Raw genomic sequence first — 23622 nt, 5'->3', positions numbered from 1 at the left:
ACAGCCTAAGGGGGAGCTAAATCCGTATGACAATGAATATCGCGCTTATTGCGCATGACCGCAAAAAAGACGAAATGGTCAATTTCGTGACCGCCTATGAACATGTATTTCAGCATCATAAGCTGTTTGCGACCGGCACGACCGGCACGCGCATTATGGAGAAGACGAAGCTGCAAATCAACCGATTCATGTCCGGTCCGCTTGGGGGAGATCAGCAGATCGGCGCCATGGTTGCCACCAACGAAATGGACTTGATCATCTTTCTGCGAGATCCGTTAATGGCTCAGCCGCACGAGCCGGATATTATCGCGCTGCTCCGTTTGTGCGACGTGCAGGGCATTCCGTGCGCAACCAATATCGCCACGGGCGAAATATTGGTTAAAGCGCTCGACCGCGGCGATTTCGCCTGGCGTGAGCTCGTACATAAATATAAGCCGGGTATTGAAGAATGACGGATACGCTCGATTTCTTAATATTCGGGGCGCATCCCGACGATGCGGAAATCGGCATGGGCGGCACGATCGCCAAGCATGCGGCAGCCGGTTACCGGATCGGAATATGCGACTTGACGCTCGCCGAAATGTCGTCGAACGGCACAGTCGATACGCGGCAGGCCGAAGCCGAGGAGGCGTCGCGCATTATGGGTCTATCCGCCCGCAGCAATCTGAAGCTTCCGGATCGGGGTCTTACTTTAAGTTCGGACTTCATCGATCGGATCGTGGCCGAAATACGGCTGCGCAAGCCGCGCGTCGTATTTGCGCCTTACTGGGAGGACAGGCATCCGGATCATATCGCCTGTAGCAAGCTGGTGCAGGAGGCGGTATTCAATGCCAAGCTTCGCCGTTACATGCCGGAGCTCCCGGCGCATCAAGTTGCAGAGACTTATTTCTATTTCATTAACGATACGATCGATCCTGACGTAATGGTCGATGTAACCGCTTATTACGATACGAAACGATTGGCTTTACAAGCTTACCGCACGCAGTTCACGGCGGCGCCGGGCGGCGATTATGTAAGCACTCCGTTGAATCAAGGTTATATGGAACGCGTGGAAGCGCGCGATTTGCTGCTGGGACAGAAACGCTCGGTGTTGTATGCCGAAGGCTTTATGAGCAAACTGCCTTATATGACGGAGCTATTATAACCAACGACGTCAAGCGAATCGCAGCGTTAGCAGAAGGAGGCAGCGCCCATGGAGCGGTTGAAGATCGGGATTACCTGTTACCCTACGCTCGGAGGTTCCGGGGTGGTCGCGACAGAGCTCGGCAAGCTGCTTGCGGAAAAAGGGCATGAAGTGCACTTTATTACCCACAGCATGCCGTTTAGGCTCGGTAAATTCGATAAGAACATTTTTTATCATGAAGTCGAGGTTAATGATTACTATGTGTTTAAATACCCGCCTTACGACTTATCGCTAGCCAGTAAGCTGGCGCAAGTCGTGAAGCTGGAGGATTTGGACCTGCTGCATGTCCATTATGCGATTCCGCATGCGGTTTGCGCTTTATTGGCGAAGCAAATGGTAGGGCCGGAGCTGAAGGTCGTGACCACGCTCCACGGCACGGATATTACCGTGCTCGCCCAAGATGAATCGCTCAGCGACCTGATCCGGTACGCGATCAATGAAAGCGATGCGGTGACGGCCGTTTCCCAAGATTTGATTCAAGAGACGAGACAGCTGCTCGGGATCGAGAAGCCGATTGAGCTCGCTTACAACTTTGTCGACAAACGGGTGTATTATCCGCGCGAGGTGACGAGCTTACGCAAGGAGTTTGCGCATCCGGACGAAAAAATATTGATACATATTTCCAACTTCCGCCCGGTTAAACGGGTGACCGATGTGGTTGAAATTTTCGACCGGGTTCGCCAGGAAATGCCTGCGCGGCTGTTGTTCGTCGGAGAAGGTCCGGAGCTGTCCAAGGTGTTATGCAAAGTGAAGGAGCTCGGCTTGCTGGATCGCGTAACGTTTTGCGGCAAACAGGATGATGTCGCGCAGTTGCTGTCATTGGCCGATTTGATGCTTCTGCCTTCGGAGAAGGAGAGCTTCGGCCTGGTGGCGCTCGAAGCGATGGCGTGCGGCGTGCCGACGATCGCTTCCAATGCAGGCGGCATCCCTGAGCTTATTACGCATGGGGAAACGGGGTATCTCGCCGAAATCGGCGATGTAGAGCAGATGTCACAGCTTGCAATCAACCTGCTGAAGAATGAGTCGGCTTACCGTACGATGAGGGAGGCTTGCTTGCACCGGGCGCGTTATACGTTCTGTAATGATGTGATTTCGAGACAGTATGAAGCGCTGTATTACCGGGTTTTGGGCAAACCGGTACCGAGCGAGCTTCAGGAGAAGCCGCTACAATGCTAAGAGGGATGAGTGCGGCATGAAAGAGACGGAGGGGCAGGCGTTAAAACAACATGCGCTCGGAATCGTGGCCCGGCTGAATGAAGCCGGCTTCGAAGCTTACTTCGTCGGCGGCTGTGTGCGGGACGAGCTGCTCGGCCGACCGGTTAAAGATTACGACATCGCTACATCGGCGCGGCCGGAGCAGGTGGAGGCGCTTTTCCAGCGCACCGTGCCGACCGGACTTCAGCACGGAACGGTTACGGTGGTCGTCCATCGGCAGCCGTTTGAGGTCACGACGTTCCGTAAAGAAGGGGATTATTCCGATTATCGTCGCCCGCATTCGGTCGAATATATCGACAGCCTGCACGAAGATTTGCAGCGGCGCGATTTTACGATGAACGCCATGGCGATGGATTTGAACGGGCGTCTGATCGACCCGTTCGGCGGACAAGCGGATTTGGAGCGCGGCATCCTGCGCTGCGTCGGTTCGGCGCAAGAAAGGTTCTCCGAGGACGCGCTGCGGATGCTGCGCTGTATTCGGTTCGCCGCGGAGTACGGCCTGAAGCCGGAGTCCGGCACCTGGTTGGCTTTGCTGGGGGCTGCGCCGCTGCTTAGGCATATCGCCATGGAACGCATTCGAGCCGAATTGGAACGGATGCTGACCGGAAGCGACCCGAGCGGAGCCATGCTCTTGCTGAAGGATTGCCGTTTGCTTGCGCATACCAAAGAAAAGCTTTGCTGGGCAAGACTCGATGAGATCGATTGCGTCGGAGAACTCGATCTGAGGAAGCTTACGCGGCTTGAGGATCGTCTGGCTTACCTGTACTTGAAACTGGGCGCCGGTCAAGGCGACTATGACACGGATATGCGGAAGCTGACGTTCGCCAAGAAACAAATCGAAGAGGTCGGCCGTATCGTGGAGGCGAATGCCTGGCTTATGCATGAACTGGCTGCATACACGGTGAGGGATGCTGGAGAACCGAGTCATGAGGCCAGAGAGCTATGGGTGGAAGCGGCGCTTCGATATGGGATCGACGGATTGCAAACGTTAAGAACTATTTATAAGCTGGACCGGAATATACGCCACGCTGCCGGTACGGATACGGTGACGCACCCCATATTCACGGAGTGGATTCGGCATGGCGAAGCGTGGCTTGCAGAAATGCCTGTTGCGCGGCTGCGGGATTTGGCGGTGACTGGGCAAGAGGTGCTGGAGGCGCTGCAGGGCAAAGCCGGTCCCTGGACGGGCAAGCTGCTGCAAGCGCTGCTCCGGCAGGCGGCTTTAGGCTCGCTGCCGAATCGGAAGGAAGCGTTAATCCAAGCGGCAAGGGAACTATACGGCGAAATGCAGGAGAAGGGAATACGATGACAGATCGGTTATTGGAGCTGTTCAAGCAGTCGGACCGCGATTATATCTCGGGTGAGGAGCTTAGCGGTAAGCTAAACATTAGCCGCACGGCCGTCTGGAAGCAGATTGAGCGGCTGAAGCAGCAGGGGTTTCAATTCGAAGCGATTCCGCGCAAAGGCTACAGGCTTCTGTCGGCGCCGGAGAAGTTTGATTTGCCTTCCTTGCTGGCCGGCCTGCGTACGGAGCGGTTCGGCAGGCAGCTTCATCTTCGCGATGAAGTGGACTCGACTCAAATCGTCGCCCAGCAGCTTACGGCAGCCGGAGCGCCGGAGGGAGCCGTCGTGCTTGCCGAATTGCAAACGGCCGGCCGCGGCCGCATGGGCAGACGCTGGCATTCTCCGAAAGGGAAGGGGCTGTGGTTCAGCCTTATTTTACGTCCGGACTGGTTGCCGCTTTCTCAAACGCCGCAGCTTACCCTGTTGACCGCCGTGTCGTTATGCCGTGCCGTCCGGCAGGTGACCGGACTCGATGCGGGGATTAAGTGGCCGAACGATTTGTTGATCGACGGCCGCAAGGTCGCAGGGATTTTGCTGGAAGCGAACGTGGAGAACGGCACCCTGCAGCACGTTGTCGCCGGCATCGGCATTAGCGTCAACTTGACGGAGGACGACTATCCTCCCGACATTCGTGCAATTGCCACATCGCTCGCGATCGCGGCCGGTCGTCGAATCGACCGTTCGCTGCTGTTCGTGGAGCTCCTGGCGGAATGGGAGCGCTTGTACGCGCTGTATCGTTCGGAAGGCTTCGCGCCCATTAAGCTGCTGTGGGAAGCGTTGACGGTTTCGCTCGGACGGGAGATCGTGTGCCGAATGCCGCAGGAGACGGTTGAAGGGTTTGCCGAGGCGATCGACGAGCAAGGGGCGTTGCTCGTCCGGCTAAACGATGGCAGCGTGCGCAAAATGTTTTCGGGCGACGTTGAATTTAGATGACTTTTCATGTTAAGTTTGGTATAATGAGCAGTAACGAAGGCGGTATCCTCGCAGGAACTGCACTTTGTTCCGTGTTCACGGTATGATGGAATGATGTACCGAAAATTTCATACTTTTTTGCAATATGTCGGATTCTGCTCTGAGCCTATTGGACCGAGACAGAAGGATCATATGAAATTAGACATGTGAACCTTTGAGCTCCCGTTTCCCGGGCAAGCTGGAAGGTTTTTTTGTTCTTCCGCAACAATCCGGCAAAGAATCGCAATACTATGTTCATCGGACGAAAATCGGAAGAAAGCAGGTGCTGCCCATGGAAACGCGCAAACCGATTACTACCGCCAAGCTGCGGAAAATGAAACAAGAGAAAACGCCGATTAGTGTGATTACCGCGTATGATTACCCATCCGCGATGCTGGCCGACCAAGCCGGCGTCGATGTGATTCTGGTTGGCGATTCGCTCGGCAATGTTGTGCTCGGTTACGAATCGACCGTTCCGGTCACGCTGGATGACATGATTTATCATACGAAGGCCGTGACGAGAGCCGTTCAATCCAGTTTCGTCGTCACGGATATGCCGTTCATGACGTATCACGGCAGTATGGACCAGACGCTGCGCAACGCCGCCCGCATCATGCAGGAAGGGCTTGCGAAAGCCGTCAAGGTGGAGGGCGGGGCGGAAATTGCGCCTGTCGTGAAGGCGCTTGTGCAGGCGGGCATTCCGGTCATGGCACATGTCGGCTTAACGCCGCAATCGATTCATCAAATCGGCGGTTACAAGGTGCAGGGAAAGACGAGCGAGCAGGCTCAGAAGCTGCTGGAGGATGCCCGGGCACTGGAAGAAGCGGGCGCGTTCTCCATTGTGCTGGAGCTGGTGACCGACCAGTTGGCGGAGCAGCTCACCGAGCGGTTGACCATACCGACGATCGGGATCGGGGCGGGCGCGTCCTGTGACGGGCAAGTGCTGGTCTTTCACGATGTGCTCGGTTACGGAGCGGACGTTCAGCCGAAGCGGTTTGTCAAGGCTTACGCGAACGTCGGTGAGACAATACGAGGTGCGCTGCAGCAGTACGTGCATGAGGTGAAGGCCAGACAGTTTCCTGCTGAAGGACACTCGTTCCGCATGACGGAAGAGGAAGCGAGCCATCTGTACGGCGGAGGGAGAATCCGATAACGATGCAAGTCATCCAGCATATAACAGACTTACGGCAGAGCATCCGCTCGCGGAGAGCGGAGCAGCCGTCCCTTCGCGTCGGCTTCGTGCCGACGATGGGCTTTTTGCACGAAGGACATGCTTCGCTTCTCGAAGCGGCGCGGCGCTCCTGCGATATCGTGGTGCTGAGCATCTTCGTGAACCCGCTGCAGTTCGGTCCGAACGAAGATTTCGAACGTTATCCCCGCGACGAAGAGCGGGACTTGGCCGTGGCCGAGCAGGCTGGAACGGATATCGTTTTCCTGCCTCAAGTCGCCGAAATGTACCCGCAGCCGATCAAGACGATGGTGTCGGTGCGCGAGGTCACCACACGGCTTTGCGGAGCTTCGCGGCCGGGGCACTTTGACGGGGTGGCGACGGTTGTCGCCAAGCTCTTCCATATCGTACAGCCGGATGCCGCATTTTTCGGAATGAAGGATGCGCAGCAGGTTGCCGTCATCGAGCAAATGGTGCTCGACCTCAACCTGCCGGTGGAGATCGTCCCGTGTCCGACGATTCGCGAAGCGGACGGCTTGGCCAAGAGCTCGCGGAACGTTTACTTGAACGAAGAGGAGCGGAAGCAGGCGACCGTATTGTCGGCCGCGCTGCGCGAAGCGGAGACGGCGCTTGCCGAGAGCGGCGTCGGCTTAACGCCGCAGCAGCTTATCGAGAACGTGCGAACGCATATCCGCCGGTCACCGTTAGCCGAAATCGATTATGCCGAGGTTCTCGCGTTCCCTTCGCTTGAACCGCTCGAATCGTTCACACAAGGTGAACGCATCATTGTGGCGCTGGCGGTCAAATTCGGTAAGACACGTTTGATCGATAATTGTATCGTCCGAATTCCTTAACCTACACCTATCCCATGTCCCGGCCCGAGAGGCCGGCGGACACCCAACTATAAGGAGGCGAACGCCGTGTTTCGCACGATGCTCAAAGCGAAAATACACCGCGCTACCGTGACGGAAGCGAATCTGAACTATGTCGGGAGCATTACGATCGATCAAGACCTGCTGGATTTGCTCGATATGCTCCCGAACGAGAAAGTGCAAATCGTGAATAATAATAACGGCGCCCGGTTTGAAACGTACATTATTCCAGGCTCGAGAGGTTCGGGCGTTATTTGTCTGAACGGCGCCGCGGCTCGCTTGGTGCAGCCGGGGGATAAAGTCATTATTTTATCTTATGCCATGATGACGGACGAAGAAGCGCGCAAGCATACCCCGAGCATCGCCATTATGGGCGAAGGCAACGAGGTCGTCAGCGTATTGAAGGAAGAAATTCATTCCACCGTGCTCTAAGCCGAATGAAACGGGACGGGGAGACGCACAATGAAGATACCATGTTACCAAGCGGCGTAAAGGTGGGATGTGCGTATGTTCAAGCATCTGTTTGCATCGATGAATGAAATGCTGGATGAAGTGATGTCGGAATACCCGTCCTCAACCGCTGTGAAGCGGAAGCATTTGAAGGAAAAGCTGCGGGCTTTGAAGGCAATGAGTGACAGCTGTATTGAAGAATGGCTGTTGTTCGAAGAGAAGCTGGGTCAAATGATGCAGGCGACCGGCATGGTTTCCCTGCTGGACAGCGCCGATCCGCTCGATCCGGAATTTGCGGCGAAACGATCAGATCTATTCGTGCGCGGGCAAGGCTTTTACAAGCTGCACATGTATAGCGAAGCGATCGATCAGTTTGCCGAGCTGCTGCACAATCAGCCTGACTTCACGCTAGCCCGGATCTACCTCGCCATGTCGTATTTTCATCAAGGACATACGGAAGACAGCTATTCCCATTTCCAATTTTTGTCGCAGTTAACGGAAAACCTGAAGCTGAAAGCCATCTCGTTAAACGCGATGGGGTGTATTCAGGTGAAGCAGAACAATCTGGAAAAAGCTTGCGAGCTGTTCAATTTAGCTTACCGCACTGACCCTTCCAGTGTCGAGCCATTGATCGACCTGGGCGTGTGCCGGGAGAAACAGGGCGGGCTTCACTTCACGTTCTCGCAGTCCCGCAGGTCGGGCCAGCCGCTTTAGAACGCTCATCCGATTGTGCTGCAGAAATAAGTTTGCTATTCCTTTTTCCACGTTGTGTGGTATGCTTATTGAGAACAGTGGAGGAAGGGATTGAGAAAGGCACCGATGAAATTTGCGGTTTTGGATTTTGAAACGACGGGGAGTCTGGCAACCGATCGGATTATCCAAGTCGGACTCATGATTATAGAGGATATGCAAATAACGGATAGGTATACTTCCCTCGTCAATCCGGGTATGAGTATACCTTCTTCTATTACAACGCTTACGGGCATTGATGACGCTATGGTGAAGGATGCGCCGTCAATCGACACGGTTATGGCCGAGATGGTGCCGCTGCTGCAAGATACGGCGCTTGTCGGCCATAATATCGGGTTTGATTTGGGGTTCTTGCAGCGGGCGCTCGATGAAACGGGTTATTTCTCGTTCGACGGACGCGTGCTCGACACGCTCGATGCGCTGCGCGTCCTGTACCCGGGGCTGTCGACCCTGCAGCTGTCGATGGTGGCTCACGCTTTCGGCATCGAACACGAGCGGCCGCATCAAGCGGACAGCGACGCCGAAGTAACGGCGCTTATCTGGATTCGCTGCATGGAGCGGCTGCAGGGGCTTCCTTTGTTGACGCTGCAGCGGCTGGATATGATCTTTGCCGAATCCACCAACGACTTCGGCTGGATCGTGCATGAGATGCTTCAATACCGGGAGCTGCACCAGCCGCTCGATCCGGATGCGGACCGGTATTTCCGCCAATTCGCTTTGGGCGTCGGCGATTGGGGCGAAGAGGAATCGATTCGCGAAGAGGATGAGGCGAAGACGTTGAAGGAGCCTTTCTCCGCCTTTTACGAGCAGCTGAAGGATGTGCTTAAACGGCGGTTTGACGCTTATGAAGAGCGGGAAGCCCAGGTGACGATGCTCAGCGAGGTGGAGAGCGCTTTTGAAGCGGGACATCATCTGATGGTGGAGGCGGGCACGGGTACCGGCAAATCGCTGGCTTATTTGATTCCTTCGCTGTACTACGGACTCAAGCACGATAAGAAGGTGCTCGTCAGCACGCATACGATCAATTTGCAGGAGCAGCTGCGGGAACGCGACATTCCGCTGCTGCACGAGCTGTTCCCGATCGGGTTCCGGGCCGCGCTGTTGAAAGGGCGAAGCCACTATTTATGCCTGCGCAAGTTCGAGCACAAAATCAACACGCTCGATTTCGAGAACGGCAAGGAAGACCGGATTACCGCCGGGCAGATGCTCGTGTGGCTCGGGGAAACGAAACACGGCGACGACGAGGAGCTTTTCTTTGCCAACAAAGGAAAGCCGTTTTGGCATACGGTGGAAAGCGACACCGATTCTTGCCTGAATCGCGCCTGCCCCTGGTTTAAAAAATGCTTTTACCATCGAGCCCGCCACGAGGCGAACACGGCCGACGTCATCATCACGAATCATTCGCTCTTATTTACGGATATGAAAGCGGACAACCGCCTGCTGCCTGCTTATAAGCATCTTGTTATCGATGAGGCTCATCATTTTGAAGAAGTGGCGAGCAAGCATCTGGGGATCGAGCTTCACTATCACGGGTTAATGAACACGCTTCATTGGCTGTATAAGGACGGCCGTTCCGGGCAATTGTCAAGCCTCCGCTTTCGTTTGCAGAAGGCGGACGAAGATCCGCGCGTGGCTGGCTGGAGCGCTGAGATCGACCGCGCGGTCGAGAAAGTGATGGAGATGAAAGAAGAGTGGGAGCAGCTGACGGAACTGCTGTATCAGTTGCTGACATCGCGCAGCGGGGAGTCGGCGGCTCAGCAGGAAGGCGGCGGCCTCGTGCTTCGGGTGAGGAAGGACGCGCTGCCCCTCGGGTGGGATAAGCTCGCGGTGCTTGAAGAGAATTTTCAGCTGCACGCGCTTGAAGCGCTTAAGAAGCTGGATAAGGTCGTCAGCGAGCTGAAAGAGGTGCAGGACGAATTCGAAGTGCAGAGTGTCGTAACCGACTTAAGCGGCACCGTGAAAGAACTTCATCGTTATAAAGATGCGCTCCATTTCTTTATGACGATGCCGGACGACAACTATGTGTATTGGTTAGAGGGCGGGTTGTACAACAAAAATCGCTCGCTTCAGCTGCATTGCGTGCCGGTCGATGTCAGCTCGCTGCTGCAGCAGCATTTCTTCGAGCCGAAAGATAGCGTAATACTGACCTCGGCCACACTCTCGGTAGGCAAATCGTTCGCTTACACCTGCGAACAGCTGGGGCTGAACGAATCGCAGCCATCCGGACAATTGAGAACGGTGCAGCTTCCCTCGCCGTTCAATTACCGGGAGCAGGCGCTTGTCGCTATCCCCCGGGACTTTCCGGGGCTGCGCGGCGGAAGCGGGGGCGACAAAGAGTTTATCGACCGCCTGATTCCGTCGCTGGCCGAAGTCGCGCTGGAAACGAAAGGGCGCATGCTGGTTCTTTTCACTTCCAATCGCATGCTGAAGACGGTTCATGCCGGTTTGAAGGAAATGCTGGCGCCGTTCGGCGTGAACGTGCTCGGACAAGGCGTGGACAGCGGCAATCGAAGCAAGCTGACGCGCATGTTCCAGAGCAGTCCTGCTTGCGTGCTTCTGGGCACGAGCAGCTTCTGGGAAGGCGTCGACATTCCGGGCGACGCGCTCACCTGTCTGGCCATCGTCCGGCTGCCGTTCCAGCCGCCGACGCATCCGCTTGTGGAAGCGAAGACGGAAAAGCTTAAGGCCAAGAATATGAATCCGTTCATGAAGCTGTCGGTACCACAGGCGGTTATTCGCTTCAAGCAGGGATTCGGAAGATTGGTTCGTACCGCATCGGACAAAGGGATCGTCATTATTTACGATACCCGGGTCATCGATACGAACTATGGGAAATACTTCTTGTATTCGCTGCCGGGACCTAAGATCGAGCATATGACTGCGAATCAGTTGGTTCCACGTATTAAGCGGTGGATGGAGGAGAACGAAGCATGAAAACGATGAAAATTTCCGAGGCGGTCGTCCGACGGCTGCCGATTTACTTGCGATTCTTGAATGAGCTGAGCAAGAAAAATATTTCAACCGTATCTTCACAGGATCTTGGACAAAAACTTGATCTGAATCCGGCCCAAATCCGTAAAGATCTCGCTTATTTTGGTGAATTCGGCAAGAAGGGCATCGGGTATGATGTCGATTATTTAATCGAGAAAATCAGACAAATTTTGAAGCTTGATAAAGTGATTCCCGTCGCGCTGGTCGGAGCGGGCAATTTGGGCCGCGCGTTATGCAATTACAACGCTTATTTAAAAGACAACATGAAAATTGTCGCTGTCTTTGACGCGCAACCGAACAAAATCGGCGAATCGATCAATAACTTAAAAGTAAAGCCGATGGAAGAGCTCGGGACGACGATTCGCGAGCTGCAGATCAGGATCGGGATTATTACCGTTCCTGCGCCGGAAGCGCAGCAGGTCGCCAACCAGTTCACCGAAGCGGGCGTCGAAGCGATCTTGAACTTTGCGCCGCTCATTATTAAAGTGCCGAGCGATGTACGGGTACACCATGCGGATTTCACGACGGACCTGCAAAGCCTCGCTTATTATTTGGATTAATTTATCCGATAAATGAATAACAACAAGCCCGTGCCGAACCGGCACGGGCTTGTCCTATTATTATACGAATGCGTAAATGATTTTGTAGATGAGGAACGCAATCACCATACTGATCGGAATTGTGATGATCCAGGTCAAGATCATTCGTGTTACCGTTGCCCATTTGACATCATGGAATCTCATCACGGAACCTGTTCCGATGATCGAGGAGGAAATGACGTGGGTTGTCGATAACGGCATCCCGAGATGGGTCGACGTTTGAATGACGATCGATGAGTTCAGGTCGGAAGCGAAGCCGTTGATCGGCTCGATCTTCAGCAGCTTACGGCTCATCGTCTTGATAATGCGCCATCCGCCGATTGAGGTTCCGAGGCCCATAGCGGTTGCAGCGGCTAATTTAACCCAGAGCGGAACGTCCAGCGTGTCTTGCTGGTTCATCGCAACCAAGGCGAATACGATGATCCCCATCGCTTTCTGAGCGTCGTTCCCGCCGTGGGAAAAGGAAAGCAGTCCGGCCGAGAAAATTTGGAAAATGCGGAACGTGCGATTGAGCTTGGAACGCGATTGGTTACCGGTCGACATAATAAAGAACCGGATAATCCACATAATCACGATACCGGTAGCGAACGCGACAATTGGCGATAAGACAAGAATCAGAATGATTTCACGAAACCCGGACCAATTTAAAGCGTCCATCCCTGCGCCTGCAATGACGGCGCCGGCAAGCGAGCCGATAAGTGTGTGGGAAGAAGAGGACGGAATGCCGTAATACCAGGTGAGCAAGTTCCAAAGTATAGCCGTAATCAAGGCGGCGATGACGATATAAATACCGTTCTCAATGGTAGCCGGATTCGCGACTTTACCGCCCACCGTTTTAGCGACTTCTGACGAGTAGATTGCGCCGAGAAAGTTCAAAACGGCCGCGTAGATGATGGCGAATCTCGGTGACAGCGCTTTGGTTGAAATAGAAGTAGCGATAGCATTGGCCGTATCGTGAAATCCGTTGATAAAATCGAACAGAAGCGCCAAAGCAACGACTACAATCAATATGGTTAACATAATTTCCTCCTAAGTCATTGTGCATATTACCACTAACCGGTCCGGACTGGCCGGCAAGGTTAAGAGTATCTCAGCACAACGCTCTCCAAGATGTTGGCGACATCTTCACAGGCATCGGTCGTTTGCTCAAGGCGTTCGTACATTTCTTTCAATTTAAAATCGTGGTAAGGATCTTTCGGATTGGTGAAAATTTCACGGATGCCCTCGCGCATTAAACGGTCTCCTTCATTTTCCAAGCTGTTGATTTGCACGGTATGCTCCGTCAGCTGCATATACTTTTTCTTGGACAGCAGCTTGAAGGCATCGAGGATATGCTGACAGCTGGCTACGAGCACCGCAGAAAATTCCTTCATATATTTATCGGTAAACGTAATGTTCATATAGTCAAAACGTGCGATCGATGCTTCAATTCCGTCGAGCACGTCGTCGACCTTGGAAGCGAGCTCCATAATGTCTTCCCGGTCCAAAGGCGTAATGAACACTTTATTCAAGCCCTTGAAAATTTGATGCGTGATTTGATCTCCGGCATGCTCCAAATCCCGCAGCTGGGGGTAGAAGTTCGCCGGCGGCTCCGATCCCATCATGGCGGTTCGGAAAACTTGAGCGGCCTGCAGCGTGTTTTCAGAAGCCTTAATGAGCAGCAGTAAAAAATCGGTATCGTTCTTTTTTGTAAACAACATGGCTTTCGCCTCCTAAATTTATCGTAAATTTACAATATATAAATACTGTAACTACGGTTTATGTAGAAATAAGGGGTAAATTAACACAAAATTAAAAATAACACACTCGAATGTCGAAATGCAATCCTAGTTTCTCCAGAATCGTCTATGATGATGTGCATCCTTCCATGTGAAGGTGCGAAAGGCTCTCGCACCGCTTGCTGCTTGATTTTGCGTCGTTGAAATTGTACATTGATAACGGGAATGTAGCGAAGAGGAAAGGAACGGAAACGATGAAGAGAACGGTAATTACGAACGGACTTTTTATTACAATGGATGAACGGCAGCCGCTCGTTCGCGGATTTATGATTGTAGAAGGAGAGCGAATTGTACATATTGGGGAAGGCACGCCGGATCCAAGCGATTCGTTCGACGAAACGGTCGACGGCAGCCGCAAGCTGTTTATGCCCGGATTCGTCAACACGCACGGTCATGCGGCGATGTCCCTGCTTCGCGGCTATGGTGACGATATGGCGCTGCAGGTATGGCTTCAGGAAAAAATGTGGCCGATGGAAGCCAGGTTCACTGCGGCGGACGTTCGCGCGGGGACGCTGCTTTCGATACTGGAGATGCTTAAAGGCGGGACGACGACCTTCGTCGACATGTACGATCATATGAACGAAGTGGCTCAGGCGTCCGCGGAAAGCGGAATTCGCGCTTGCCTGACGCGCGGGGTGATCGGTTTATGTCCGCGCGATGTGCAGGACGCTAAATTAGCTGAAGCCGTCCAATTCGCCAAAGATTGGCACGGACAAGCCGAAGGACGCATTACGGCGATGATGTCGCCTCACGGTCCGTATACATGCCCGCCCGACTATATTGAGCGAATTGTGCAGGCGGCGCACGATCTTGATTTGCCGATTCATACGCATATGTCCGAAACGGCCCGGGAAGTGCAGGACAATGTGGACCAGTACGGAGCTAGGCCGGTTGCTCACTTGGAGAAGCTCGGCGTGTTCTCGCGGCCGACGCTCGTTGCGCACGGCGTTCATTTGACCGATGAGGAGATCGCCGTTCTGAAGCGATACGACGTCCGGGTCTCTCACAACCCCGGCAGCAATCTTAAGCTGGCGAGCGGGGTAGCGCGTGTGCCGGATTTAATGAAAGCGGGCGTACTGGTATCGCTCGGAACGGACGGCGCGGCGAGCAACAACAATCTGGACATGCTCGAAGAAGTGCGTCTTGCAGCGTTAATTCATAAAGGGGTATCCGGTGATCCGGTTGCGGTTTCCGCTGCGGAAGCGTTAAGAATGGGGACGCTGGACGGGGCGAGATCGATTTGGCTGAACGACGTGGGCGCGTTAAGCAAGGGGATGAAGGCTGACTTTATCGCGCTGGATCTGGACCAAGCGCACTATTATCCGCGCACGAACGTCATCTCTCATGTGGTGTACGCTGCAAGCTCGCGCGATGTGACCGATGTTTGCATTAACGGTCGCTGGGTCGTGCGCAAGGGGGAATGTCTTACGTTGGACGAAGAGAAAATCAAAGCTGAGGCGCAGCGCAGTTTCGAACGTTTGACGAGCGTGTAACGAACGCCAGAAAGGAGCGCCGTCCGTGCGTAAACGATGGAAATGGTCGCTATCCGCGGCCGCTATATTGATTGTCGCCGCGGTCGGTTTCAATTGGCTGTACCGCGCGGTGTCGGCCGATGAGTGGACCGTACAGCGCGCAGCTGTAATCAGCGCTTATGAGAAGACCGTACTGACGAAAGCAGTTAAGGTCGAGAGGTTTATAAGCGATAAGTCGTATACGGTCATTACAGGGGAAAATAAGCTCGGTCAGCCGGTATACGTATGGGTGGGCGAGAACGAGATACGTACGGAGATGGCTGCCAGCGGCATCCCGATGTCCGAGGCTGCGGCTAAAGTAACGGCCAAGCACCCTTCGGCGACTATACTCAGGGCGACACCCGGCATCATGAACGACAAGCCGGTATGGGAAGTGTTCTACAAGCTGACACCGGAAGGGCAAGATCGCGAACAGCATTTTTACGATTATTATCAGTTTCAGGATGGCGCCTGGATCGATACATGGCGTTTGTCCATCCAATAAAGTCCGGCCTCAGCCGCCTCGGTTCGTGCATATGCACGAGCCGAGGCGGTTTTGCGTTGCTTTGGAATTGCCACACTTTGTATACACAACGCGTATATATTATATGATATACTTTCAATACAGAAATGTTGATATACGAATTGTGCGCACCCAATTAAATATATTCAAAGAAAGGGGGACGTCAGCTTATGAAGTTACGTCTCTTACCTGTCATATTGAGCGTTGTAATCTCCTCTACGTTATTGTTTGGAGGGTATTTCGCCTATCAAAGCTATGCGATGGAAAATCCGCTGCAGAAGATCGTCAACGGGATTGAGGGCGTTGAGCTCGTATCTACACATTTGACTGCGGACAAGGCTGCCATTGACGTGAAACTGGCCGCGGGCAAGAGCTTGCGGGAAGTGTACAGCACCATTCAAACGGAAGGAAAGCCGGTCATCGGCGACCGCGAGCTTCAGATCAAGGTGCAAAACGGTTCTTCGCCGCGGCTTGATGCCTGGTGGTCTTCGGTGTTGTTCGAGGTCGCGCAAGCGATGGAAACGAAGCAATACGCGCAAATTCCGAAGACGCTGCAGGCGCATACGGGAGCTGACCCGAACGGGATCCGCGCGACGACTGAAATGGACGATCGGTATGTTTATATTACGTTAACGGACGGTGAATCGAGCAAATATATCATGCTGCCTAGAACGCCTGCGAAAATGGGGGTGTGGCCAAGTGAGTAAGTACGGTAAAGAAATTTTGATCGGCGCCGTGCCGGTCGTGATCTTTTTCTTATATTTCCTGGGTGTGAACATCATCCCGATTGTATTTATGTCTGTCATTTTGGGTACCTTCCTGTATATGAGCCGTGCCCGCAGCGGCATGGGGCTCAGCTCGGACCGGAAGGCAAGAGCGAAATCTCCGGTATTTATGACGTTCGACGACATTGGCGGACAAGAGCGGGCGAAGCGGGAACTGAAAGAAGCGCTTGATTTTATTATTCGGCATGAAGATATTAAGAAGCTCGGCATACGGCCGTTGAAGGGCATATTACTGACAGGACCTCCGGGAACGGGGAAGACGTTGATGGCGAAAGCGGCCGCGCACTATACGAATTCTGTGTTTATGGCGGCTTCCGGCAGTGAGTTTGTTGAAATGTATGTCGGTGTCGGGGCAAGCCGAATTCGCGATTTATTTAAAGAAGCCCGCGCTCGCGCCGTAAAGGAAAATAAAGAAAGCGCGATTGTCTTTATCGATGAGATTGACGTCATCGGGGGGAAGCGGGAAGGCGGTCAACAACGCGAATATGACCAGACCTTGAACCAGCTTCTTACCGAAATGGACGGTATTCATACGACTGAAAGTCCGCGCGTGCTGATTATGGCCGCGACGAACCGCAAGGAAATGCTCGACAGCGCTTTGCTGCGTCCCGGCCGATTTGACCGGCATATTGAGGTCGATTTGCCCGATAAGAAGGGGCGTCTGCATATACTGAAGATTCACGCGAAAAATAAACCGATCGCCGAGGATGTCGATTTGGAGGCGGTCGCGAAAGAGACGTTCCAGTTCTCCGGCGCGCAGCTTGAGAGTGTCATGAACGAAGCCGCGATTTATGCGATGCGCGAACAATCCGAGACGATCAAAGCCCGGCATTTGTCGCTCGCCGTCGATAAAGTCATGCTGGGCGAGAAGACGGACCGCGAATCGACGAAGGAGGAACGGGACCGGGTCGCGCTGCACGAGCTTGGACACGCCATCGTGGCCGAATGCGTTCGCCCGGGATCGGTATCTCAAGTGTCTCTTAGTCCGCGCGGCAAGGCGCTCGGATTCGTACGGCACAATCCGCAGGCCGACCAGTATTTGTACACGAAACAGCAAATTGAAGAGCAGATCATGATCGCGCTTGGCGGTTCCGTGGCCGAAGAGATGTTCTACGGTAGCCGCAGCACCGGCTCGCGCAACGATTTCGAGCAGGCGCTGCAGATGGTTCGCACGATGATGGATTCCGGTTTGACGAAGCTCGGGATCATCGACCGCAATATGGTGACGAAGCAGGAGCTGATGAGGGAGAATGCGGCGATTTTGGACGAGCTGACGCAGTCGACGCGCGAATTGCTGGAGCGTCATCGCCAGGTGTTCATGGAATCGCTGGACATTTTGACCGCTGAGGAAGTGTTGTCCGGCGATCAATTCCGCGAACTGCTCAAGAAGATTGAAGCTGCACAGCAAACCGCATAGATTTTAGATAATAACAAGGGGCAATCCGATGAGATTGCCCCTTTTTCGCATGATTTCCGGCGAAATCAAAAAAAATGACCGAACCTGCAACTTTTTTGGCGAATCATAGTCTAATAGAGTAATAGAAATTGTCAAATTTTTGAGGTTCGAGGTGTACGATGAAGTTTCTAACGTCTTGGTTTACGCTGCTGCTGCTGTCGTTATTGCTGATTCCGGCCGTTTTTGCCGAATCGCCGTCGATTCAATTGTTTATGAACGGAAAGCAGTTGGTCCCCGAAGTATCCCCCCGCATCGTCAACGGCAATACGATCGTGCCGGTCCGGATTATCGCAGAATCTCTAGGTTCCAAGGTGTCTTGGGATGCCAAGCAGCGGAAGGTCAGCGTCGATCAAGGACAAACGAGTATCCAGCTGTTTATCGACAAAACATCCGCCGTGGTGAACGGAAAAACGCATCAGTTGGAAGCGCCGCCGGTCATTATTGGCGGGAATACGATGCTGCCGCTTCGTTTTGTGGTCGAACAATTGAATACGAAAGTGACGTGGGACGAGCTGACGCGTTCGGTCTTTATGTACAAGCAAGAAGACAGCGGCGCCAAGCCTGTTGAAGCCGGTCAACCGGACGTTAACGCCGGAGGCGTTGCCTCAAAGCCGGGCAGCCCGAATTCGGGACAGCCGCCCGCGGCGAAAGACGACCCGAAACCGAACGGCGGGGGAAGCGGATCGCAGCAAGAGCTCCCGGCGAGCGGCGGAGCAGGCAAAGATCAAACGGCGGTGCTGCCCGTACCGGACGGACAGCCGGTGAAGGCAGGCGAGCTGCCGGTCGGGGCGGGTAACGCCGCGACTTTGCCGAATGCGGTTTATGCGATTGCCCTGAACAACGACGAGCTTGTCGTACACACGTCAAGCGAGAGCGTGTTAAACCCGAAAATTTTCCGTTTATCGAATCCGGACCGTCTTGTGATCGACGTGCCCGGCGTAGAGCTCGATACCGCATTAACGGCTGTAATGAACGGCCAATCCGAAGGAATCTTGGCGCTTGCCAACGACAAGGTATCAAAAATTCGCTACTCTCTATTTTCAAAAGAAGATTCTATCGTTAGAATAGTAGTAGATTTGGCTAAGAAGGTTCCATTCAGCTATACGCCTTCCGATAAGCCGGGTCAGTTCTCGATTCAATTCCCGGAGCGGCGTTCGAAGTTTCTCGTCTATGTAGATCCGGGTCATGGAGACGGAGATCCGGGCACGAGCTCTAAAGCGACGGGACGTCAAGAGAAGACGTTCGTCCTTGCGGTCGGCAAGAAGGTGGCCGCGCTGCTCGAGAAGGAGCCGAACATTCAGGTTGCCATGACGCGCTCGGACGATACGTTCGTGAAATTGCAGGACCGTGTCGCGATGGCGAACAATGCGGACGCCGATCTGTTCGTATCGATCCATGCCAACTCCGGCAGCAAAGAATCAATCGGCGGAACGGAAACGTTCTATAACACGGAGCAAAGCCTGCCTTTTGCAAAGATTATGCATCAGGAACTGCTGAACGCCACAGGTTTTCCGGACCGCAAGGTAAAGTTCGGGGATTTGCACGTCGTCCGCGAAACGACCATGCCGTCGGTGCTGCTGGAAATCGGATTTATGAGCAACAAGACCGAAGAAGAACTAATGTTTCAAGATGCTTTTCAAAACCAGGTAGCTGCAGCCATCGTACGAGGCATCAAGAAGCAGCTTCATCTGGAATAAGGAGTGGTTTCCATGCAAAACCATTGGCGTCATACCTTAACCGCCGCAGCCATTCTCGCGGTCGTGCTGTCGGGGTGCGGACAAGCCAAACCGTTAAACGGAACACAACCGAACCAAACGGCTGAGCAGCCCGCCCACCAAACGGAACAAGGCCAAACGTCCGGCGGCGGTTCGAACTCACAAGCGCCTGCCGCAGCGTCCGAGCAGTCCAAGATATCGAAGGTCATTAAAACGTATTACAGCGACGCCGAGTTCACGAAGCTCGTAGAGCAGCAAGCCAAGATCGAGTTCAAGAACGAGGCCGATCAATATTTGACCGCGTTGAATCAGTTGAAAAAAACGCCGGACGATACAACGATCTCCTTGTGCAAAGAGATCTCGTTCAAATCGGCCGTGCTGAAAGACGGTCAAGTCACCGTTGACCTCTCCCTGCCGGACGCGGCGCGTCTTGGCTCGCCGGGCGAAGAAATGCTGCTGGACGCTTTGAAGAAAACGTTATTTCAATTCAGCGAAGTGAAGACGATTGAAATTTTGCTCGACGGCAAACAAGTCGAAAGCTTGATGGGGCATATGGAGCTTCCGCATCCTATCAAACGATAGCCGTAAGAGCCATCCGATAACTGACATCCGAAGAGACCGAGAGGAGTTCGCCCTTACATGAACAGAAAGAAAAAGAAACAAACCCGCAAGCTGACGGCTGCCGTACTGGCGCTGACGCTGGCTTTCAGCGGATCCGCTTTCGCGGCGGATCCGGTTCCGACAACGACGTCGAGCAGCAGCGGCCTCGTGCTGCGCTTCTCCGACGTCGAAGCCAGTCACTGGGCGATCAAACACGTAACCAAGCTGGCGTCGCTCGGTATCATACAAGGGTACGAGAAAGCGGAATACCGGCCTGAGAATACGGTTTCCCAGCAGGACGTCATCATCATGGCCATCCGCATGATGGGGCTTGAGGACGAAGCGCTGGCGAACAAAGCGGAAACCGTGCTTCCGGTGCTCGTCAGCGACTACGCCAAACCTTACGTCGCGTACGCTTTCGACAAAGGCTTGATTTTGCCGGCGGAAGAGCTTGAGAGCACGCCTGCCAAGTCGGTCTGGGGTTCCCGCGATGCGTCACGCGAATGGGTGGCCAAGCTGGTTATCCGCGCAATCGGCAAAACGGATTTGGCGAAGCAGCACGCGAGTTCGACCGTGCCGTTCACGGACGCAGCCGATTTCTCGGCATGGGCCAAAGGTTACGTGAATGCGGCTGTGCTGCTCGGCATCGTGCAAGGCTTCGAGGACGGGGGCTTTAAACCGGGCGGGAAAGTAACGCGGGCGCAGATGGCCACGTTCTTGAGCCGGGCGGACAAAGAGCTGACGACGCGTTCCGAGCGTGTTACGATCGGATACGTGATGGTGCTGACGGATAAGAAAATCAGTGTCCTGAACGATAAAAACGAAACGATTACATACAACCTTTCGGCCGATACGGTGATTTACAATGCGAAAGACGACAGCCGCATACCGCTTTCGCAAATCAAGCTGACGAATCAAGTGTATCTGGTGCAAAACTTGAATAACGCCTTGTATGTGGAACTGACGGACGAATCGGAAAAAATGGAAATCGTCGAAGCGACCCTGAACGACGTATTCCTGGATCAGATGATCGTATCGGTTCAGCAGGGCAATCAGAAGAAGCTGTTCGAGCTTTCGTCCAATGTATCCGTTACGGATAAGGACGGTCGCGGCCAAAGCATCGGCTCCATTTCGCTCGGCAGTGTCATCGAGTTGAAGCGCAATACGCTGCTGAAGGAAACGAAAATTACGCATATTGTCGTGAAGCAGGTGCCGCTGAGCAAGACGGCGGAAGGCACGGTGCTCAGCGTCGACAAGACGCAGAACGTGATCAGTCTGCTGGAGAAAACGAGCGGCCAAAGCGAAACGTATTCCCTGGTCGATCCCATTCTCGTGACGCTGCAGGACGGAACGCCGGCCGACTTATCGAGGCTTCATGTGGGCGATTCGGTCGGGTATGAGGTGAAAGCGAATAAGCTTGTGTCCGTTTCCGTGAAGAAACAGGCGGACGTGGTGACGACGGTACAAGGGACGCTCACGGCCGATGTCAGCAAAGATTCGCGAATCATTACGATCACGAAATCGGGAGGAAGCTCGCTCGCTTCTTATTTCGTCAACGACAACGCGATCGTGTCCATCAACGGGTTATCGGCCGCAAGCTTGTTCGATCTGGAGAAAGGCGACGAGCTTACGCTTGATTTGCTGAACGACAAGGTCGTGAAGGTGTCGGTGACAAGCCGCGAAGTTGAAACGATTGAGTTCGCCGGCATTATCAATTACGAACCGACGTCTAAAGTGCTGACGGTGACCAAAGGCAACGATGAGGTCGATGCATTCCAGATCACAGATGAAACGACGATCAAGTATGCCGGTTCGACGCTGCCGGTCTCGCAGTTCCAAACGACGTTTATTGGAACCCAGTCGGGCGCAACGAACACGGACCGTAACAAGAAAGTCAACTTGAAGGTATCGAAAAAACGTATCGTAGCCCTCGAAATGACTCAAACGCTGGATGCGACGGTCACGCAAGTGAATACGGCGACCTTCGAAGTGACGATCCGTACGGCGGGCGGCAAGAGTCTGGTCTTTAAAGCGCCGGGGGCTACCGTCGAAATGCAGGATAAAGCAAACGGCACGCTGGCCGATCTGAAGGTAGGCGATCCCGTACGCGCAACGCTTCTGTTCACGCAGGATATGATCGGTTCATTCGCCGTGAAGAAATCGAGTCTGTACAAAACGCAAGTGACGAATGCGAACACGAAACAGGTTAGCGTAAAAGATGAGAACGGCGGCGGTCTGGTGACGTTCACGGTGGACAGTCTCGATAAAATCGTCAACCCGTATAAACCTGCGGCCGCGTTCGAAGATATTCTGACCGATGAGTATGTGAAGGTGAGCTTCACCGGCGCCAAGCTGGATCAGCTTACGATATTGAATACGATTCGCGGGAAAGTGAACGCGGTTGATGCGTCCATCGGCACGGTAACGGTTCAAGACTTCCAGGGCGGCGTACACGTGCTGCCGCTCGGACAAAACTTTACGGTCAAACAAGCGGACGGCACCGTCACGGCGACCTTGACCTCGTTGAAAGCAAACGATCGTGTCGAGATCGTGAAAGATGCAAGCGAGAAGACGATCCTGCGCGTTGCAGCCGCAGCGAAACGAACCTTCGCCTCCTTCGACAGCGTCTTGAATCAGGTCGTATTCAAACCGATCGGAAACGGCAGCAAAGATCGTTATAACTTGTTTGCCCGCGCTTATCTGCATAAAGGCGCCCAAACCGTAACGCCAGGCGCATTCGCCGACAGCGAAGAAGTGAACGTATTCGTGATCGACGATAAAATTGTTGAAATTGAGAAGCCTTAACCGCACTTTATTGAAACTTTTTACGCATTGGAACCGTCTAGCTAGTAGGATTTCCTGCTGGTTAGGCGGTTTTTCGCTGATTAACACGAATTTCGTAAAAAATTCTTATTTTCTTATCAGATTTCATTGATTCGGGTTCCATGATTCGGTAAACTAAATAGACAGCAGCTTCGAAGGAGGGGGCGGGATGCCATTGAATCGAACACAAGTGCGAGCGATCCTGGACACGATGGCAGAAATGTTTCCCGACGCCCACTGCGAGCTTACTCATTCCAATCCGTTCGAGTTGACGATTGCCGTCCTGCTTTCAGCGCAGTGCACCGACGAGACGGTTAACAAAGTGACCGCGACGTTATTTCAGAAGTATAAGAAACCGGAAGATTATTTGGCCGTGCCGCTGGAGGAATTGGAACAGGACATTCGCCGGATCGGGTTGTTCCGCAACAAAGCGAAGAACATTCAAGCGTTGTGCGCCATATTGTTGGACAAGCACGGCGGGGAAGTGCCGCATGAGCACGAGCAGCTGGTGGAGCTGCCCGGGGTTGGACGCAAGACGGCTAACGTCGTCGTTTCGAACGCTTTCGGCGTTCCCGCCATCGCGGTGGACACGCATGTCGAACGAGTCTCGAAGCGGCTTGGACTGGCGGGCGCGAACGACTCGGTGCTTGAAGTCGAGAAGAAGCTGATGAAGATCGTTCCGCGCGAGGAATGGACGCAGACGCACCACCGGCTCATTTTTTTCGGTCGTTACCACTGTAAGGCTCAAACGCCGAAATGCGAGATTTGTCCGCTCGTCGAAGTATGCCGTGAAGGAAAGAAACGTATGAAAACGGGCACAAACAGGAAACCTATACCAAAGGGACCCAAACGAGAAACTAAACGAGAAACCAAACGCGAGATTCAAGCGAAGAAAGGATAGGATTACA

General features: G+C 53.7%; 21 protein-coding genes. 19 read left to right on the top strand and 2 right to left on the bottom strand.

The features are described from left to right. The first annotated feature begins 32 nt into the window (after positions 1-32). The 11 genes from ACZ439_RS01515 (at position 33) to ACZ439_RS01465 (ending at position 11484) form a co-directional block, all read left to right on the top strand. A complete protein-coding gene (locus tag ACZ439_RS01515) occupies positions 33-452 on the top strand; it encodes a methylglyoxal synthase (protein WP_174817584.1) in 420 nt (139 codons plus the stop codon). Next, on the top strand, positions 449-1144 hold the full coding sequence (gene bshB1, locus ACZ439_RS01510; RefSeq protein ID WP_054797748.1) for a bacillithiol biosynthesis deacetylase BshB1: 696 nt from the start codon (positions 449-451) through the stop codon (positions 1142-1144). The genes ACZ439_RS01515 and bshB1 overlap by 4 nt, the downstream gene beginning before the upstream one ends. A gap of 48 nt (positions 1145-1192) precedes the next feature. Beyond that, complete coding sequence (gene bshA, locus ACZ439_RS01505) at positions 1193-2359, top strand: N-acetyl-alpha-D-glucosaminyl L-malate synthase BshA (protein ID WP_141335493.1); 1167 nt, start codon at positions 1193-1195, stop codon at positions 2357-2359. 16 nt (positions 2360-2375) lie between these two features. Continuing rightward, positions 2376-3707, top strand: a complete 1332-nt coding sequence (locus ACZ439_RS01500) for a CCA tRNA nucleotidyltransferase (protein WP_054797747.1) — start codon at positions 2376-2378, stop codon at positions 3705-3707. Then, positions 3704-4675, top strand: coding sequence for a biotin--[acetyl-CoA-carboxylase] ligase (locus ACZ439_RS01495; RefSeq protein WP_054800082.1), 972 nt, complete (start codon positions 3704-3706; stop codon positions 4673-4675). Before ACZ439_RS01500 ends, ACZ439_RS01495 begins: the two co-directional genes overlap by 4 nt. Positions 4676-4985: 310 nt before the next feature. Continuing rightward, a complete protein-coding gene (gene panB / locus ACZ439_RS01490) occupies positions 4986-5846 on the top strand; it encodes a 3-methyl-2-oxobutanoate hydroxymethyltransferase (protein WP_127607983.1) in 861 nt (286 codons plus the stop codon). Between the two features lie 2 nt (positions 5847-5848). Beyond that, on the top strand, positions 5849-6715 hold the full coding sequence (panC, locus tag ACZ439_RS01485; RefSeq protein ID WP_054797746.1) for a pantoate--beta-alanine ligase: 867 nt from the start codon (positions 5849-5851) through the stop codon (positions 6713-6715). Between the two features lie 66 nt (positions 6716-6781). Beyond that, entirely contained in the window at positions 6782-7165 is a 384-nt protein-coding gene (gene panD, locus ACZ439_RS01480) for an aspartate 1-decarboxylase (RefSeq protein WP_054797745.1), read from the top strand. 75 nt (positions 7166-7240) lie between these two features. Further along, positions 7241-7897: a tetratricopeptide repeat protein gene (locus tag ACZ439_RS01475; RefSeq protein WP_155614856.1), complete on the top strand. Its 657-nt coding sequence runs from the start codon at positions 7241-7243 to the stop codon at positions 7895-7897. 105 nt (positions 7898-8002) lie between these two features. Next, entirely contained in the window at positions 8003-10867 is a 2865-nt protein-coding gene (gene dinG / locus ACZ439_RS01470) for an ATP-dependent DNA helicase DinG (RefSeq protein WP_127608000.1), read from the top strand. Further along, on the top strand, positions 10864-11484 hold the full coding sequence (locus tag ACZ439_RS01465; RefSeq protein ID WP_054797744.1) for a redox-sensing transcriptional repressor Rex: 621 nt from the start codon (positions 10864-10866) through the stop codon (positions 11482-11484). Before dinG ends, ACZ439_RS01465 begins: the two co-directional genes overlap by 4 nt. Before the next feature lie 60 nt (positions 11485-11544). Here ACZ439_RS01465 and ACZ439_RS01460 read toward each other — a convergent pair whose 3' ends face one another. Both ACZ439_RS01460 and ACZ439_RS01455 read right to left on the bottom strand, forming a co-directional pair. Further along, the gene (locus ACZ439_RS01460; RefSeq protein ID WP_054797743.1) at positions 11545-12543 is read right to left on the bottom strand and encodes an inorganic phosphate transporter; all 999 of its coding nucleotides are present in this window, start codon (positions 12541-12543) and stop codon (positions 11545-11547) included. Between the two features lie 59 nt (positions 12544-12602). Beyond that, on the bottom strand, positions 12603-13223 hold the full coding sequence (locus ACZ439_RS01455) for a DUF47 domain-containing protein (RefSeq protein WP_127607985.1): 621 nt from the start codon (positions 13221-13223) through the stop codon (positions 12603-12605). A gap of 272 nt (positions 13224-13495) precedes the next feature. On the opposite strand from ACZ439_RS01455, the gene ACZ439_RS01450 reads away from it, so the two are divergent. From ACZ439_RS01450 to nth, 8 genes are all read left to right on the top strand, one after another. After that, positions 13496-14794, top strand: coding sequence for an amidohydrolase (locus ACZ439_RS01450; protein WP_464620546.1), 1299 nt, complete (start codon positions 13496-13498; stop codon positions 14792-14794). Between the two features lie 25 nt (positions 14795-14819). Then, a complete protein-coding gene (locus ACZ439_RS01445) occupies positions 14820-15317 on the top strand; it encodes a cell wall elongation regulator TseB-like domain-containing protein (RefSeq protein ID WP_054800084.1) in 498 nt (165 codons plus the stop codon). A gap of 188 nt (positions 15318-15505) precedes the next feature. Further along, positions 15506-16042, top strand: a complete 537-nt coding sequence (locus ACZ439_RS01440) for a hypothetical protein (protein WP_054797741.1) — start codon at positions 15506-15508, stop codon at positions 16040-16042. A gap of 139 nt (positions 16043-16181) precedes the next feature. Next, complete coding sequence (locus ACZ439_RS01435) at positions 16182-17537, top strand: AAA family ATPase (RefSeq protein ID WP_372814461.1); 1356 nt, start codon at positions 16182-16184, stop codon at positions 17535-17537. A gap of 158 nt (positions 17538-17695) precedes the next feature. Then, entirely contained in the window at positions 17696-19273 is a 1578-nt protein-coding gene (locus tag ACZ439_RS01430; protein ID WP_054797739.1) for an N-acetylmuramoyl-L-alanine amidase family protein, read from the top strand. A 12-nt stretch (positions 19274-19285) separates the two neighbouring features. Next, the gene (locus ACZ439_RS01425) at positions 19286-19873 is read left to right on the top strand and encodes a GerMN domain-containing protein (RefSeq protein WP_155614858.1); all 588 of its coding nucleotides are present in this window, start codon (positions 19286-19288) and stop codon (positions 19871-19873) included. A 57-nt stretch (positions 19874-19930) separates the two neighbouring features. Further along, positions 19931-22696, top strand: coding sequence for an S-layer homology domain-containing protein (locus ACZ439_RS01420; RefSeq protein ID WP_464620545.1), 2766 nt, complete (start codon positions 19931-19933; stop codon positions 22694-22696). 187 nt (positions 22697-22883) lie between these two features. Further along, complete coding sequence (nth, locus tag ACZ439_RS01415; protein WP_373423893.1) at positions 22884-23615, top strand: endonuclease III; 732 nt, start codon at positions 22884-22886, stop codon at positions 23613-23615. Positions 23616-23622: the final 7 nt, after the last annotated feature.

It is taken from the genome of Paenibacillus sp. JCM 9796, from assembly GCF_055379675.1.
The sequence above is the reverse complement of the archived record's forward strand: the minus strand, read 5'-3'. Positions and strand labels throughout refer to the sequence as shown.

Bases quoted from the DNA above. Each gene is read 5' to 3' on its own strand.
- ACZ439_RS01515 (WP_174817584.1), top strand. From the start codon at position 33: ATGAATATCGCGCTTATTGCGCATGACCGCAAAAAAGACGAAATGGTC.
- bshB1 (WP_054797748.1), top strand. From the start codon at position 449: ATGACGGATACGCTCGATTTCTTAATATTCGGGGCGCATCCCGACGAT.
- bshA (WP_141335493.1), top strand. From the start codon at position 1,193: ATGGAGCGGTTGAAGATCGGGATTACCTGTTACCCTACGCTCGGAGGT.
- ACZ439_RS01500 (WP_054797747.1), top strand. From the start codon at position 2,376: ATGAAAGAGACGGAGGGGCAGGCGTTAAAACAACATGCGCTCGGAATC.
- ACZ439_RS01495 (WP_054800082.1), top strand. From the start codon at position 3,704: ATGACAGATCGGTTATTGGAGCTGTTCAAGCAGTCGGACCGCGATTAT.
- panB (WP_127607983.1), top strand. From the start codon at position 4,986: ATGGAAACGCGCAAACCGATTACTACCGCCAAGCTGCGGAAAATGAAA.
- panC (WP_054797746.1), top strand. From the start codon at position 5,849: ATGCAAGTCATCCAGCATATAACAGACTTACGGCAGAGCATCCGCTCG.
- ACZ439_RS01475 (WP_155614856.1), top strand. From the start codon at position 7,241: ATGTTCAAGCATCTGTTTGCATCGATGAATGAAATGCTGGATGAAGTG.
- dinG (WP_127608000.1), top strand. From the start codon at position 8,003: ATGAAATTTGCGGTTTTGGATTTTGAAACGACGGGGAGTCTGGCAACC.
- ACZ439_RS01465 (WP_054797744.1), top strand. From the start codon at position 10,864: ATGAAAACGATGAAAATTTCCGAGGCGGTCGTCCGACGGCTGCCGATT.
- ACZ439_RS01460 (WP_054797743.1), bottom strand. From the start codon at position 12,543: ATGTTAACCATATTGATTGTAGTCGTTGCTTTGGCGCTTCTGTTCGAT.
- ACZ439_RS01455 (WP_127607985.1), bottom strand. From the start codon at position 13,223: ATGTTGTTTACAAAAAAGAACGATACCGATTTTTTACTGCTGCTCATT.
- ACZ439_RS01450 (WP_464620546.1), top strand. From the start codon at position 13,496: ATGAAGAGAACGGTAATTACGAACGGACTTTTTATTACAATGGATGAA.
- ACZ439_RS01440 (WP_054797741.1), top strand. From the start codon at position 15,506: ATGAAGTTACGTCTCTTACCTGTCATATTGAGCGTTGTAATCTCCTCT.
- ACZ439_RS01435 (WP_372814461.1), top strand. From the start codon at position 16,182: ATGGGGCTCAGCTCGGACCGGAAGGCAAGAGCGAAATCTCCGGTATTT.
- ACZ439_RS01430 (WP_054797739.1), top strand. From the start codon at position 17,696: ATGAAGTTTCTAACGTCTTGGTTTACGCTGCTGCTGCTGTCGTTATTG.
- ACZ439_RS01425 (WP_155614858.1), top strand. From the start codon at position 19,286: ATGCAAAACCATTGGCGTCATACCTTAACCGCCGCAGCCATTCTCGCG.
- ACZ439_RS01420 (WP_464620545.1), top strand. From the start codon at position 19,931: ATGAACAGAAAGAAAAAGAAACAAACCCGCAAGCTGACGGCTGCCGTA.
- nth (WP_373423893.1), top strand. From the start codon at position 22,884: ATGCCATTGAATCGAACACAAGTGCGAGCGATCCTGGACACGATGGCA.